15 protein-coding genes are annotated in these 13173 nt (G+C 64.8%); 10 read left to right on the forward strand and 5 right to left on the reverse strand.

The window, feature by feature from the left end; all coding sequences use genetic code 11:
* Positions 1 to 99: 99 nt before the first annotated feature.
* The 3 genes from P7C00_RS22490 to P7C00_RS22500 form a co-directional block, all read right to left on the reverse strand.
* Complete coding sequence (locus tag P7C00_RS22490) at positions 100 to 870, reverse strand: MetQ/NlpA family ABC transporter substrate-binding protein (RefSeq protein WP_346632099.1); 771 nt, start codon at positions 868 to 870, stop codon at positions 100 to 102.
* A gap of 84 nt (positions 871 to 954) precedes the next feature.
* Positions 955 to 1620: a methionine ABC transporter permease gene (locus P7C00_RS22495; protein WP_346632100.1), complete on the reverse strand. Its 666-nt coding sequence runs from the start codon at positions 1618 to 1620 to the stop codon at positions 955 to 957.
* A 4-nt stretch (positions 1621 to 1624) separates the two neighbouring features.
* Positions 1625 to 2848 carry an SfnB family sulfur acquisition oxidoreductase gene (locus P7C00_RS22500; RefSeq protein ID WP_346632101.1) on the reverse strand — a complete coding sequence of 408 codons (1224 nt, stop codon included), beginning with the start codon at positions 2846 to 2848 and terminating at the stop codon, positions 1625 to 1627.
* A gap of 283 nt (positions 2849 to 3131) precedes the next feature.
* On the opposite strand from P7C00_RS22500, the gene P7C00_RS22505 reads away from it, so the two are divergent.
* From P7C00_RS22505 to P7C00_RS22550, 10 genes are all read left to right on the forward strand, one after another.
* Positions 3132 to 3599, forward strand: coding sequence for a VOC family protein (locus P7C00_RS22505; RefSeq protein ID WP_404937408.1), 468 nt, complete (start codon positions 3132 to 3134; stop codon positions 3597 to 3599).
* A 368-nt stretch (positions 3600 to 3967) separates the two neighbouring features.
* Positions 3968 to 5191: a PepSY domain-containing protein gene (locus tag P7C00_RS22510; protein WP_346632103.1), complete on the forward strand. Its 1224-nt coding sequence runs from the start codon at positions 3968 to 3970 to the stop codon at positions 5189 to 5191.
* Positions 5188 to 5727 carry a thiamine pyrophosphate-binding protein gene (locus P7C00_RS22515; protein ID WP_404937409.1) on the forward strand — a complete coding sequence of 180 codons (540 nt, stop codon included), beginning with the start codon at positions 5188 to 5190 and terminating at the stop codon, positions 5725 to 5727. The genes P7C00_RS22510 and P7C00_RS22515 overlap by 4 nt, the downstream gene beginning before the upstream one ends.
* The gene (locus tag P7C00_RS22520) at positions 5727 to 6065 is read left to right on the forward strand and encodes a hypothetical protein (protein ID WP_346632105.1); all 339 of its coding nucleotides are present in this window, start codon (positions 5727 to 5729) and stop codon (positions 6063 to 6065) included. Before P7C00_RS22515 ends, P7C00_RS22520 begins: the two co-directional genes overlap by 1 nt.
* Positions 6062 to 6634, forward strand: coding sequence for a DUF6162 family protein (locus tag P7C00_RS22525; RefSeq protein ID WP_404937410.1), 573 nt, complete (start codon positions 6062 to 6064; stop codon positions 6632 to 6634). The genes P7C00_RS22520 and P7C00_RS22525 overlap by 4 nt, the downstream gene beginning before the upstream one ends.
* Positions 6635 to 6668: 34 nt before the next feature.
* Complete coding sequence (locus P7C00_RS22530; RefSeq protein WP_346632107.1) at positions 6669 to 7598, forward strand: metal ABC transporter substrate-binding protein; 930 nt, start codon at positions 6669 to 6671, stop codon at positions 7596 to 7598.
* On the forward strand, positions 7595 to 8338 hold the full coding sequence (locus P7C00_RS22535; protein ID WP_404937411.1) for a metal ABC transporter ATP-binding protein: 744 nt from the start codon (positions 7595 to 7597) through the stop codon (positions 8336 to 8338). Before P7C00_RS22530 ends, P7C00_RS22535 begins: the two co-directional genes overlap by 4 nt.
* Positions 8338 to 9237: a metal ABC transporter permease gene (locus tag P7C00_RS22540; RefSeq protein WP_011062450.1), complete on the forward strand. Its 900-nt coding sequence runs from the start codon at positions 8338 to 8340 to the stop codon at positions 9235 to 9237. The genes P7C00_RS22535 and P7C00_RS22540 overlap by 1 nt, the downstream gene beginning before the upstream one ends.
* Positions 9238 to 10227, forward strand: coding sequence for a metal ABC transporter solute-binding protein, Zn/Mn family (locus tag P7C00_RS22545; protein ID WP_346632109.1), 990 nt, complete (start codon positions 9238 to 9240; stop codon positions 10225 to 10227).
* Positions 10228 to 10349: 122 nt separating this feature from the next.
* On the forward strand, positions 10350 to 11177 hold the full coding sequence (locus P7C00_RS22550) for a class I SAM-dependent methyltransferase (RefSeq protein ID WP_404937412.1): 828 nt from the start codon (positions 10350 to 10352) through the stop codon (positions 11175 to 11177).
* 88 nt (positions 11178 to 11265) lie between these two features.
* On the opposite strand, the gene P7C00_RS22555 is transcribed toward P7C00_RS22550, so the two are convergent.
* Together P7C00_RS22555 and P7C00_RS22560 are read right to left on the reverse strand one after the other, a co-directional pair.
* Positions 11266 to 11490, reverse strand: coding sequence for an MbtH family protein (locus P7C00_RS22555; protein WP_011062453.1), 225 nt, complete (start codon positions 11488 to 11490; stop codon positions 11266 to 11268).
* Between the two features lie 82 nt (positions 11491 to 11572).
* A complete protein-coding gene (locus P7C00_RS22560) occupies positions 11573 to 12985 on the reverse strand; it encodes an aspartate aminotransferase family protein (protein WP_404937413.1) in 1413 nt (470 codons plus the stop codon).
* Positions 12986 to 13173 lie beyond the last annotated feature (188 nt).

Below are 13173 nucleotides of genomic sequence, written 5' to 3' on the forward strand. Positions count from 1 at the left end.
GGAGCCGGCTTGCCGGCGAAGGCGATCTCACGGGCCCCTTCGCTGGCAAGCCAGCTCCTACAATTCGCCTCCCCGTGGGAGCCGGGGATCGGGCGGCGGTCAGAAGCCGGGGGCGATCTGGCCTTTGTAGCGGGTCAGGATGAATTGGCGCACTGCGTCGGAGTTCAGTGCCTTGGCCAGTTTCTGAATCCGCGGGTCGTTGAGGTTGTCCGGGCGGGCCACCAGAAATTCGATGTACAGGTCTTTGCCCTTCTCCACGATCAAGGCGCTGTTGGTGTCGATCCCGGCTTCCAGGGCGTAGTTGGCGAACACGAACGCCAGGTCCACCTGGCTCACCGAGCGGGCCAGCAAGGCGCCTTCCAGTTCACGGATCTTCAGGTGCTTGGGGTTGTCGACGATGTCACGCGGGGTGGCCAGGGTGTTGCTCGGGTCCTTGAGCTTGATCAGCCCCGCCTCATGCAGCAGCACCAGGGCACGACCGGTGTTCACCGGATCGTTGGGAATCGACACCGTGGCACCGTCCTTGAGTTCGGCGATGCTCTTGATCCGGGTGGAATAGGCACCGAAAGGCTCGATGTGCACCCCCACCACCGGCACCAGGTCGGTGTGCCGGGTCTTGTTGAAGTCATCAAGGAACGGCCGGTACTGGTAGTAGTTGGCGTCGAGGTTCTTCAACGCCAATTGCTGGTTGGGCTGGATGAAGTCGGTGAAGACCTTGATGTCCAGGTCCACGCCCTCCCTGGCCAACTCAGGCTTGATGAATTCGAGGATCTCGGCGTGAGGCACCGGGGTGGCGCCCACCAGCAGTTTCTCGTTGGCATGAACGCTCAAGGACAGCACAGCGGCCAATACGGCCAGGGTCTTTTTCATGGAGTTGCTCCTAAGGCAGATGACTGACAGCCGTCGTGAGGCGCACGTGGGCCGGGTGTTGTGGGTGTTTTTCAAGGGTTTGATTCAGCGTCGGCTGTAACGCGCCACCAGGCGGTCGCCGGTCATTTGCAGGGCCTGCACCAGCACTAGCAACAGGACCACGGTGACCAGCATCACGTCGGTCTGGAAACGCTGGTAGCCGTAGCGAATCGCCAGGTCCCCCAGCCCGCCACCGCCGATCACTCCGGCCATGGCGGTGTAGTCCACCAGCACGATGGCGGTCACCGTGACCGCTGCCAGCAGGCCGCCTCGGGCTTCCGGCAACAACGTGTGGCGGATGATCTGCCAGGTGCTGCCGCCCATGGCCTGGGTCGCCTCCACCACCCCGCGGTCCACTTCCCGCAGGGCGGTTTCCACCAGCCGGGCAAAGAACGGCGTGCAGCCCACCACCAGCGGCGGGATGGTGCCGGGCACCCCGAGGGAAGTGCCCACCAGCAAGGTGGTCAGGGGAATCAGCACGATCAGGAGGATGATGAAGGGCAACGAGCGCAGCACGTTGACCAGCACCGACAGCACTCGATAAACGCCCTGGGCTTCATGCAACTGGCGCTTGCCGGTGAGAAACAACAGCACCCCCAACGGCAGCCCCAGCAGCACGGTAAAGCCCAGGGCCGCACCGAGCATGCTCAGGGTGTCGAGACAGGCCTGGGCGATATCGGCCCAGTAGATGTTCTTGAACCACTCGGCCATGGCGTCAGGACCAGTCGTGGCGCGGTGGCTTGATGTCGTTGAGCAGCCAGTTGCCCACCACGTGGTACTTCCAGCGCACCGGGTCGTGCAGGGTGTGTACCCGGGCATTGCGCCAGTGGCGGTCGAAGTTGTGGCGTTTGAGGGTCGAGCGGGTGCCGCCCAACTCGAACAGCTTGTTGCTGGCCTCGATGGCGATCTCGGTGGTCAGCACCTTGGCCTTGGCCACCGCCAGGGAAGCCCGGGCAACACTGTCTTCATCGGGTGCCGGACGCGCCGCGTCCAGGGCCAGGCCGGCCCGTTCCAGCAGGGCTTCGGCGGCCTCCAGGCGGATATCCAGGGCCCCCACCTGGATGATGGTCAATGGATCTTCACTGGCCTTTTCCACCCCGGCGTCGATCCACGGCCGGGCGTGCTGACGAACAAAGGCGATGGTGTCCCGCAGCGCCGCCCGGGCGATGCCGGCGTCGATGGCCGCCGTGGTCAGCTGGGCGAAGGGCCCGGCCAGGGTCGGGCTTTCATAGGAGCGATAGGTGGGGAACAGGTTGAAGGCCGGCACCTGCAGGTTTTGCGCCAGCACCGTGCCGCTGGACGTGGTGCGCTGGCCGATGCTGTCCCAGTCATCGATCACCGCCAGTCCCTCGCTGCCCCGGGGCACGAAGGCCAGTTGCCCGCGGCCCTGCTCGTCCAGAGCCAGCACCGCCAGCCAGTGAGCGTACAGCGAACCGGTGCAATAACCCTTGCGGCCGTTGATCACATAACCGTCACCTGAACGACGGATGCTGGCCTGAATGTCCTGAACGTTCTTGCCGCCGGTTTCCGACAGCGCATTGGCAAAACGGTGGCCTTGCAGGGCCAGGGCGAAAAAATGCGTCTGCTGCTCCGGAGTGCCTTGCAGGCGGATGTCTTCCAGCAGGCAGTAGTGGTTCTGCGGGATCTGCCCCAGGGACGGATCGGCGGCGGAGATGATGGCGATCACTTCTGCCAGCACCGCGTAGGACACCTGGGCCCCGCCATATTCCCGGGGCACGCTGATGCCCCACAGGCCACTGTTGGAATAGAGGTCGACCAGCTGCGAGGGCACCTCACGAGTGCGGTCGCGCTCGGCGTCCCGCTCCAGCAGGACCGCCGCCACGCGCCGGGCCACGACCAACGCTTCGGCGCCATCGCGGATCACATGGGCAGCCGGGGTATGCAGGGGATAAAAGGCAGATTCAGGCAATGAAGACATACAGCGCTCTCGGGGCGAATGAAGGTTCCACCCCGTCATTGCAGCTTCTGTGCCGAAAGATCAGGCCTGTGAATTCAAGGATTTACAGGCCGTTCCTGGCGGTTGCCCAGTGGGCCGCCAGACAAATTGCTGGAGGGCTGTTGGTGGGCCAACAGTGAATCGCTGTTGCCTGGACGACACCTCGTCGGCCCACACCGGTACCGAAGGTTCCCGGGTATAGAGTGAAAGCTGCTCGATCCGGCGACGGACCCGTTTCCAAAAACAACATCAAGGAGAAACCCAGATGAGCGTCAAACCCATTCCCGAAGGCTTCAGCGGCGTCACTCCCTACTTGGGCATCAAGCGCGCCGCCGAGGCCATCGAGTTCTACAAGCAGGCTTTCGGCGCGGTGGAAACCATGCGCCTGGACATGCCCGACGGCAGCGTCGGCCATGCCGAACTGCGCATCGGCGGCTCGGCCATCATGCTCGGCAGCCCCTGCGAAGAAACCCCGATGGACAGCCCGGACACCCACAAGACCTCGGTTGGGTTGCATCTGTACGTGGAAGATGTCGATAGCAGCTTCGCCCGGGCATTGGCCGCCGGCGGCAGCGAAGTGTCGGCGCTCAAGGACCAGTTCTATGGCGATCGCAGCGCCAGCCTGCGAGACCCGTTCGGGCATGTCTGGTTTCTGGCCAGCCGCAAGGAAGACCTGAGTACCGAGGAAATCAGCCGACGGGCGCAGGAAATGTTCCAGCAACAGCCCCATTGACCCGCCCTGAGGCCCAACACACCGTAGGAACCGGCTTGCCGGCAAAGCCCCTCTCACGGCCCCCCTCTTGTAGGAGCCGGCTTGCCGGCGAAGGCGATCTCACGGTCCCCTTCGCTGGCAAGCCAGTTCCTACTCCGGCCAGCCGCCCCTGATGCACAAACCGAAAGCCCAGGAAAAATCCCATTTTCATGGGGTTTCCCGGGCTTCGTAACATTTACTTTCATATCGCCTTTCAGGATTTACGATTCTCATTCGTCTTAATTAGATGCAGCAGGCCGCGTTGGCCAAGGCTATGCCCGGCACCTTTGTGCCAGGCCCGGCCCAGGGTTCCAGTGCCGCTCCATTCCTCGAATCAAGACGCCCACTCCATGTCGAAGAAGTCCCGTTCAAAAATCTGGTTTCTGGTGCACAGCTGGCTGGCCCTGCCCATCTGGTTCTTTGTGCTGATCGTCTGTGTCACCGGCACCCTGGCGGTGGTCAGCCAGGAGATCGTGTGGCTGGCCAATCCGGATATCCGAGCCAGCAAACCCAGCGATGATGCGCAGCCGCTCAATTACGACCAGATCGTGGCGGCCATCAAGCAGGCCGAACCCAGCACCCGCATCGATACCATCGTGACCCCGGACGAAAGCCATTTCGCCCTGAGTGTCAGCGTCAGCTACCCGGACGGCCGCTCCCCGACGCTGTACGTCAACCCCTACACCGGGGTGATCCAGGGCACCAGCCCAGAGTTCGACTTCCAGGGCTTCACCCGGGCCCTGCATGGCTGGTGGCTGGTGCCCTTCACCAACGGCTATAGCTGGGGCTGGTATCTGGTATCGTTCCTGGGCCTGCCGATGCTGATTTCGTTGATCACCGGACTGGTGGTCTACAAGAAGTTCTGGAAGGGCTTTCTCAAGCCGACCTTGCGCCTGCGCCATGGGGCACGGATCTTCTGGGGCGACTTCCACCGCTTGAGCGGTATCTGGTCCATCTGGTTTATCACGGTGATCTCGATCACCGGCACCTGGTTCCTGATCGAGGCCGTTCTCGCCGACAACCACGTCAGCATTTCCAGCCAACCCATTGTCCCGGTCATCGCCCGCGAGCAGGTGCCGGCCACCACTGACGGCAGCCCGGCACCGATGATCGGCCTGGACCAGGCCATCGGCATCGCCACCCAGAAGATCCCCGGCTTCGACATCAGCTTCGTCAGCCTGCCAAGCAATGCCTACAGCCACCTGTACGTGGGCGGTCGTGGCTGGTACCCGCTGATGTACCAGACCGCCAACATCAACCCCTACACCGGCTCCCTGGACACCTCGCACCTGCTGAGCGACCGCAACACCCTGGAGTTCGTCACCGAGTCCATGCGCCCGCTGCACACCGGTGATTTTGGCGGGATTTGGGTCAAGCTGATCTGGTTCTTCTTCGGCCTGGTGCTGAGCATGATGGTCCTCAGCGGCCTATTGATCTGGACCAAGCGTACCGCCCTGGCCACCGCCAACGCCCTCAAGCGTGAGGAGAAGGCCGCTCGTGCGCGTCCCGCCAGCAAACCCGTGCCGACGCCCACCCCGGCCATGAGCATCGAAACTTCGGAGAGCCACTCGTGAGCCAGACCCACAGCGCAACCGCGCCTTCGTTGCTGAGCCGGCTTTGGCACAAATGGCGCTTTCACCTGAACATCCTGCTGTTGCTGATCCCCCTGGGCTTCATGCCCAAGTACTTCGCCGACGTCGCATTGTTTCGGGGTGAAAGCGGCCTGGGGGAACGAGAAATCGGCGAAGTCCAGGTTGGCCCCTGGAGCCTGCGCCTGGCCGAGATGCGCAACGAAGCTCCCCGCAGCGATGGCCCCGCCGGCTACCTGAAAAGCTTCAACGCCGCCCTGTGCCAGGCCTGCATCGAGCCGGTCAAGGCTACCTACCTGCGCATCGGCAAACCCCGCAGCCTGCGGGCCGCCGGAGTGATCTTCTTCGGCAGCCCGTATCGCATGGGGGCCAGCCTGCCGATTCCGGAAAAGACCAAAGCCGACGCTGAGCTGTGGATCACCATGGAAGGCTGGGACGGCAGCATGCACCAGGCATCCATTCCCCTGAGCCAGGCTTCACCCGCCACCGTGGCCTGGCTCGAAAAACAAGGAGGCAAATGATGATTCGCGCAGTATCCACCCGGCGCCTCGGCGGCGCTGCCCTGTTGCTGCTGGGCGCCGCCTTCAGCCATAGCGCCCTGGCCCACAACCCGATGTGCGAGTGCAAGGCTATCGACGCCGAGCAGATCCGCTGCACCGGCGGCTTTTCCGATGGCAGCGGCGCACCGGGGGTGACCCTGGACGTGATCGGCTACGACGAAAGCATTCTGGTGCCGGGCAAGCTGGGGGCCGATTCGACCCTGACCTTCAAGAAGCCCGCCAGCGAGTTTTACGTGCTCTTCGATGCGGGCCCCGGCCACGTGGTCGAGATCGACCAAGCGGATATCGAGGCCCCATGAACCCAGCCACCACCCAGGTCGTGCGCCCCGCCGGCGCCGGCCACGAAACCCTCTATGTGCTGTTGTTGTGCGCGCTGATCCTGAGTGTGGCCGCCACGGTGGTGCTGTGGCGCGGCGAAAAAGTCGAAACCGCCAGCGTCGCCAGCCACCAACTGGACGCCCGCCGCGACCTGAGCGCTGGTGAACAAGGCATCTACGCCGACCTGCGGGTGACCCTCGATGAAATCCACCTGCTGCTGGCCGAAAGCCAGATGCTGCCGAGCCCGGAGCAACTGGCCGAGGAAGGCTTCGCCCCCTTCGCCCAGGACGCCAGCTCGGTGAGCCGTGGTGGCCATGCCTGGCAATTGCAGGATCGGGCCTACCTGGGCCTGAGCCAGAACCCGCAAGTGGCCGGTTCCTTTCTGATGCGCCTGGATACCGAGGATCAGGCCAAGGTGGATATCTGGCTCAATCGTGCCCCGTCCGTCACCGTGCCTGTCGATCTCAGCGACTCGCAGCTGGCCGCCGCCGGCTGGCAACAGGTGGTCGCGCAATTCGATGCCGGGGTGACTCGCCAGCATCGCCACTGAATCCACGTACTCCCCGAGAGAAGACTGCAAGCCCATGCCTATTTCATCGCAACGCCGCCCCTTCCTGCGGGTGCTGCTGGTCAGCCTGCTGGCCCTGGTGCTCAGCCCCCTGGTCAGCGCCGACCCGGCCAAGCGCCTGCGCATTGGCATCACCCTGCACCCCTACTACAGCTACGTGGCCAATATCGTCGGCGACAAGGCCGAAGTGGTACCGCTGATTCCCGCCGGCTTCAACCCCCACGCCTACGAACCCCGGGCCGAGGACATCAAGCGCATCGGCACCCTGGACGTGATCGTGCTCAACGGCGTGGGCCACGATGACTTCGCCGACCGCATGATCGCCGCCAGCGAGCGCCCGGACATCCCGGTGATCGAAGCCAACGAAAACGTGCCGCTGCTGGCCGCCACCGGCGTCGCCGCCCGGGGCGCCGGCAAAGTGGTCAACCCGCACACCTTCCTGTCCATCAGCGCCTCCATCGCCCAGGTCAACAACATCGCCCGGGAGCTGGGCAAGATGGACCCGGCCAACGCCAAGACCTACACCCAGAACGCCCGTGCCTATGGCAAGCGCCTGCGGCAGATGCGCGCCGATGCCCTGGCCAAGCTGACCCAGGCACCCAATGCCGACCTGCGGGTGGCCACGGTGCACGCAGCCTACGACTACCTGCTGCGCGAGTTCGGCCTGCAAGTCACCGCGGTGGTGGAACCGGCCCACGGCATCGAGCCCAGCCCCAGTCAGCTGAAAAAGACCATCGACCAACTGCGGGAACTCGACGTCAAGGTGATCTTCTCGGAGATGGACTTCCCCTCCACCTACGTCGAGACCATCCAGCGCGAATCCGGGGTCAAGCTCTACCCGCTGTCGCACATTTCCTACGGCGACTACAGCGCCGAGAAATACGAGAAGGAAATGAAAGGCAACCTCGACACCGTGGTCCGGGCCATCCAGGAGGCCGGGGCATGACCGCCATCGAGACCCTGCTGCGGGGCCCGGCCATCGAGTTCGATCAGGTCAGCCTGACCCTGGGCAACACCACCATCCTCGACCGCGTGACCTTCCAGGTGCAGCCCGGCAGCGTGCACGCACTGGTGGGCCCCAACGGCGGCGGCAAGAGTTCGCTGATCAAGACCCTGCTGGGGCAGATGCCGCACCAGGGCCAATTGCGCCTGCAATGGCCGGATGCGCCCGGCACCATCGGCTACGTGCCCCAGGCCCTGGAGTTCGACCGTGGCCTGCCGATGACCGTGGACGATTTCATGGCTGCCATGTGCCAGCGCCGCCCGGCCTTTCTCGGCCTCAGCCGACATTACGCCCAGGCCATAGGCGAGGCCCTGGAACGGGTCGGCATGCAAGACAAGCGCAAACGGCGCATGGGTGCTCTGTCCGGCGGTGAACGCCAGCGCGTGCTGCTGGCCCAGGGTCTGATCCCGGCCCCGCAACTGCTGGTACTGGACGAACCGATGTCGGCCCTGGACGAGGCCGGGATCCAGGTCTTCGAACGCCTGCTCCACGATTGGCGCCAGAGCGGCATCACCCTGCTGTGGATCGAGCACGACCTGGAAGCCGTGGGCCGTCTGGCAGACCGGGTCACCGGCCTCAATCGCCGGGTGCTGTTCGACGGCCCGGCGCAGCAGACCCTGACCCCGGAGCGCCTGCTCGGCCTGTTCTCCACTCATCCACGAACCGCCGGGAGTGCTGCCTGATGACCTATGAAGCTTTTCGCCTGATGGTCCAGGGCTGGGCTTCGGCCGGCTACCTGCCCGAAGCCCTGGCCTACGGGTTCGTGGTCAATGCACTGCTGGCCGGCCTGCTGATCGGGCCGGTGCTCGGTGGCCTGGGCACCCTGGTGGTGGTCAAGCGCTTCGCCTTCTTCTCCGAAGCGGTAGGCCACGCTGCCCTCACCGGGGTGGCCATCGGCATTCTCCTGGGCGAGCCCTACACCGGTCCCTACGGCAGCCTGTTCGGCTACTGCCTGCTGTTCGGCATCCTCCTCAACTACCTGCGCAACCGCACCGGGCTGGCCCCGGACACCCTGATTGGGGTCTTCCTCTCGGTGTCCCTGGCCCTGGGCGCCAGCCTGCTGCTGATCCTGGCCGGCAAGATCAACGTGCACATTCTGGAAAACGTGCTGTTCGGCTCGGTGCTCACGGTCAACGGCAACGACCTCTTGGTGCTGTTGATCGTCGGCGCCCTGGTGCTGGGCCTGAGCCTGCCGCTGTACAACCGCATCATGCTGGCCAGCTTCAACCCGCAGCTGGCGGCCGTGCGCGGCGTCGCCGTCAAGACCCTGGACTACCTGTTCGTGATCCTGGTGACCCTGATCACCGTGGCCGCGGTCAAGGTCATCGGCGCCATCCTGGTGGGCGCGCTGCTGGTGATTCCGGCCGCTGCCGCCCGCTTGCTCAGCCAGTCCCTCAAGGGCTTCTTCTGGATCTCGGTGAGCATCGCCACCGTCAGCACCTTGTGCGGCATCCTGCTGCCGATCGTCTTCGACCTGCCGGTGCCCTCCGGCGCGGCAATCATCCTGGTGGCCGGTGTCGCCTTCGCCCTGGCCGCCATCGCCCGTGGCACTGTCCCCAGCCTGAAAGGGAATATCGGATAAATGCACAGTTCATTGCGTCACTTGTCATTGCGTCAGCTGAGCCTGGCCCTGGTCCTCGGCGGCCTGATCAGCACCCCGGCCCTGGCCGAGCGCGACCACTTCGAGCCGATGCGCGTGGTCGCCAGCCACGGCATGGGCAATACCGCGCTGCACAGCGCCACCTCGGAAAAACCGCTGACGGTGCTGGCCTCCCTGCCGGTGACCTTCGGCCTGGGGCAGATCCTGCTGCAAGGCACCCGCGTCCAGCTGGAACGGGCGGCCCCGGCCAACCTGCCGGGCTCGCGGCAGACCGCCTACTTCACCGGACGCGGCGCCCCGGCCCTGACCCAACTGGCGCTGAACGCCGACGCGGTGATCGGCCTGCGTTCGATCTGGCCGGACGACCCGCTGTACCCCAACGCCCGGCGCAGCAACATCCGTATCGTCGAGATCGATGCCGCCCGCCCAGTGGACGGCGCCCTGCCCGGGGTGGCCCTGCAACCGGGCAAGAGCGACGGGCTCAACGCTCAGCCCTGGCTGTCCAGCAACAACCTGGGACGCATGGCGGATGTGCTCGCCGCCGACCTGGCACGCCTGGCCCCCGAAGCCAAGCCACAGATCGAGAACAACCTGGCGGGGCTGAAACAACGCCTGCTCAAACTCAGCGCCGACAGCGAAGCGCGCCTGGCCGAGGCCGACAACCTCAGCGTGCTGAGCCTCTCCGAGCACTTTGGCTATCTGGTCAGCGGCCTGAACCTGGAGCTGGTGGAAGTCGACGCCCGCGCCGACAACGAATGGACGCCCGAAGCGCTGCAGAAGCTGCAAGCCCGGCTCAAGGACAATGATGTGGCCATTGTCCTGCACCATCGCCAGCCGTCCGATGCCCTGAAAGCCGCGGTCAGCGCCGGCGGCAGCCAGTTGCTGGTGCTGGAAACCGACAGCGCCGACCCACTCGGCGAACTGGAAGGCAACCTGCAGAAAGTCACCCAGGCCCTGGCCCCGAAAAGCTGAGCCTACCCCTGTCGCCGCTGCCGCCGGTTCGGCGGCGGCGCTTACATATTCCCTCAAGATTGTCGTCCTTTCCCGGTGCTAGTCTGCGCTTCGCAAAAATGCCCAGACAGGAAATCCACGCCATGAGCGAATACCTGAAACTCAACAAGACCAATTGGGACGAACGCGCGCCCTTGCACGCCGCCTCGGCGGATTACGCGGTGCAGCGCTTTGTCGACGACCCGCAGTTTCTCTCCGATGTCGTGCAGTTCGACCGCCCCCTGCTGGGCAACATCCAGGGCCTGCGCGGCGTGCACCTGCAATGCCATATCGGCACCGATACCCTGTCCCTGGCGCGCCTCGGCGCGCGGATGAGCGGGTTGGATTTTTCCTCGGCCTCCCTGGCTGAAGCCCGGACCCTGGCCCAGCGCTGCAACACCGCCATCGACTACCACGAGTCGGACGTGTTCGCGGCCGCCGAAGTCCTGCCCCGCGGCGAGTTCGATCTGGTCTACACCGGCATCGGCGCCCTGTGCTGGCTGCCCAGCATCGAGCGCTGGGCGCACACCGTCGGCGCCCTGCTCAAGCCCGGTGGCCGGCTGTTTATCCGCGAGGGGCATCCAATGCTCTGGGCCCTGGACGAGGGTCACAGCGACTCGCTGCAAGTGGCGTTTCCCTACTTCGAACGTAGCGAGCCGCTGGTCTGGGACGATGACGCCACCTACGTGGAAACCGACAGCAGCCTCAAGGCCACGGTGACCCACGAGTGGAATCACGGCATGGGCGAAATCATCAGCGCCCTGTTGGGCCAGGGCTTGCAGATCACCGGTCTGGTGGAGCACCAGAGCATCCCCTGGGAAGCCCTCCCCGGGCAGATGATCGTTGATGAACGCGGCGAATGGCGGCTCAAGGACGCGCCATGGCGCCTGCCCTTGAGCTACACCTTGCAGGCCATCAAGCCCGCGACCTGATCGCCGGGCATGAAAAAGCCCGCTGACCTCAAGGGTTCAGCGGGCTTTTTTGCGTTTGGAGCAGCGGCTACAGAGCCCGTGCCGAAGATCAGCCGGCCACAGCCTGCTGGTCCATCTTCTGGCGCAGGCTCAGCGGACGCATGTCGGTCCAGACTTCCTCGATGTAGGCCAGGCAGTCCTTCTTGAAACCGCTCTTGCCCACAGTGCGCCAGCCTTGGGGCACGGCCTTGTAGTCGGGCCAGATCGAGTATTGCTCTTCGTGGTTGACCACCACCTGGAACAGGATGTCCTCACGGTCGAATACTGAAGTCATTGCTTGTCTCCATCGCTAATAAGGTGTGCCGCGCCGCGGGCGTGACAGTTGTGTAGAAGGAACGAATCAGGGCTGCGAAAAATTAGAGGCTGGCCACTGCCGCCGCCACCGCCTTGCTGAAGATCCCCGCCACCTGATCGATCTGCGCCGCGCTGATGATCAGCGGCGGCAGGAAGCGCACCACGCTGCCATGGCGCCCGCCCAGTTCAAGGATCAGGCCGCGCTTGAGGCATTCACGCTGTACCAGGGGAGCCAGGCGCGAATGCTGTGGCGGATGGCCCTGGGCGTCCGGCGCGCCGGCCGGGTCCACCAGTTCCACGCCGAGCATCAGACCACGGCCACGGATATCCCCCAACTGCGGGTAGTCGCGTTGCAGGATCAGCAAGTGCTCGCGCAAGCGCTCGCCCATGGCCGCCGCGTGCTCGGGCAGTCGGTGCTCCTTGAGGTAGCGCATCACCGCGGAACCGGTGGCCATGGCCATCTGATTGCCGCGGAAGGTGCCGGCGTGAGCCCCCGGCTGCCAGGTGTCGAGCCAGTCGCGATAGACCATCACCGCCAGCGGCAGGCTGCCGCCGATGGCCTTGGACATCACCACCACATCGGGAATGATCCCGGCGTGCTCGAAGGCGAACATCTTGCCGGTGCGACCGAAGCCGCTCTGGATTTCATCGACGATCAGCGCCACCCCCGCCTTCTCGGTGATGCGACGCACACCCCGCAGCCATTCCAGGTCCGCCGGGATCACCCCGCCCTCGCCCTGCACGGCCTCGACGATGACCGCCGCCGGCAGGGCCACTCCCGCTTCCGGGTCGCTCAGCAGGTTTTCCAGGTAATGCAGGTTGACCTTGACCCCCTCGGCGCCGCCCAGACCGAACGGACAGCGGTAGTCATAGGGAAAGGGCAAAAACTGCACGCCGTTGTTCAAGAGTCCCGCCAGCGGACGCTTGGGCCCCAGGCTGCCCATCAGGCTCAGCGCGCCCTGGCTCATGCCGTGGTAACCGCCCTGGAACGACAGCACGGTGCTGCGTCCGGTGGCGGTGCGCACCAGTTTCAGCGCGGCTTCCACGGCATCGGTGCCGGTGGGGCCGCAGAACTGGATCTTGGCCTCGGCGGCCAGGGCCTCGGGCAACAGGCCGAACAGGTCCTGGACGAACTGATCCTTGACCGGGGTGGTCAGGTCCAGGGTCAACAGCGGCAACTCATCGGCCAGCACCTGCTGGATCGCGGCGATCACCACCGGGTGATTGTGGCCCAGGGCCAGGGTCCCGGCACCGGCCAGGCAATCGATGAAACGCCGGCCCTCGACGTCCTCGACGTGGATGCCGCTGGCCCGCTTGAGGGCCAGGGGGATGCGTCGCGGATAGCTGCGGGCATTGGATTCCTGGCGACTTTGACGGGCCAGCAGGGGCGATTCGTCGAACTGGTAAAGCGTCTCTGCCGGGGTGGCGCCAAGGCCCACCGGCGAATCTTCCATAAGGCTGGTAACGGCTGACATGTCTCGAACCCTCACGCTGCAATTTGAGCAAAACGGCCACCGGCCGGATGCGCAGCCGAAGCAGGGTGCGCACTGACAGGTTTTCCTGTTCTAAAAACGCATCAGCGCGGTCGGGATTTACACCCCGGGCCGGGGAAATTGCACATAGCGCCCCGTAGGCGCCAGCTTGCTGGCGAAGGCGATCTTTC

The organism is Pseudomonas sp. JDS08PS003 (genome assembly GCF_045013505.1).
GTDB classification, from domain to species: Bacteria; Pseudomonadota; Gammaproteobacteria; order Pseudomonadales; family Pseudomonadaceae; genus Aquipseudomonas; species Aquipseudomonas protegens_B.

What these genes read in the sequence shown, in the direction of transcription:
- P7C00_RS22490 (WP_346632099.1), bottom strand. Translation starts at nt 870, where the DNA reads ATGAAAAAGACCCTGGCCGTATTGGCCGCTGTGCTGTCCTTGAGCGTT.
- P7C00_RS22495 (WP_346632100.1), bottom strand. Translation starts at nt 1,620, where the DNA reads ATGGCCGAGTGGTTCAAGAACATCTACTGGGCCGATATCGCCCAGGCC.
- P7C00_RS22500 (WP_346632101.1), bottom strand. Translation starts at nt 2,848, where the DNA reads ATGTCTTCATTGCCTGAATCTGCCTTTTATCCCCTGCATACCCCGGCT.
- P7C00_RS22505 (WP_404937408.1), top strand. Translation starts at nt 3,132, where the DNA reads ATGAGCGTCAAACCCATTCCCGAAGGCTTCAGCGGCGTCACTCCCTAC.
- P7C00_RS22510 (WP_346632103.1), top strand. Translation starts at nt 3,968, where the DNA reads ATGTCGAAGAAGTCCCGTTCAAAAATCTGGTTTCTGGTGCACAGCTGG.
- P7C00_RS22520 (WP_346632105.1), top strand. Translation starts at nt 5,727, where the DNA reads ATGATTCGCGCAGTATCCACCCGGCGCCTCGGCGGCGCTGCCCTGTTG.
- P7C00_RS22525 (WP_404937410.1), top strand. Translation starts at nt 6,062, where the DNA reads ATGAACCCAGCCACCACCCAGGTCGTGCGCCCCGCCGGCGCCGGCCAC.
- P7C00_RS22530 (WP_346632107.1), top strand. Translation starts at nt 6,669, where the DNA reads ATGCCTATTTCATCGCAACGCCGCCCCTTCCTGCGGGTGCTGCTGGTC.
- P7C00_RS22535 (WP_404937411.1), top strand. Translation starts at nt 7,595, where the DNA reads ATGACCGCCATCGAGACCCTGCTGCGGGGCCCGGCCATCGAGTTCGAT.
- P7C00_RS22540 (WP_011062450.1), top strand. Translation starts at nt 8,338, where the DNA reads ATGACCTATGAAGCTTTTCGCCTGATGGTCCAGGGCTGGGCTTCGGCC.
- P7C00_RS22545 (WP_346632109.1), top strand. Translation starts at nt 9,238, where the DNA reads ATGCACAGTTCATTGCGTCACTTGTCATTGCGTCAGCTGAGCCTGGCC.
- P7C00_RS22550 (WP_404937412.1), top strand. Translation starts at nt 10,350, where the DNA reads ATGAGCGAATACCTGAAACTCAACAAGACCAATTGGGACGAACGCGCG.
- P7C00_RS22555 (WP_011062453.1), bottom strand. Translation starts at nt 11,490, where the DNA reads ATGACTTCAGTATTCGACCGTGAGGACATCCTGTTCCAGGTGGTGGTC.
- P7C00_RS22560 (WP_404937413.1), bottom strand. Translation starts at nt 12,985, where the DNA reads ATGTCAGCCGTTACCAGCCTTATGGAAGATTCGCCGGTGGGCCTTGGC.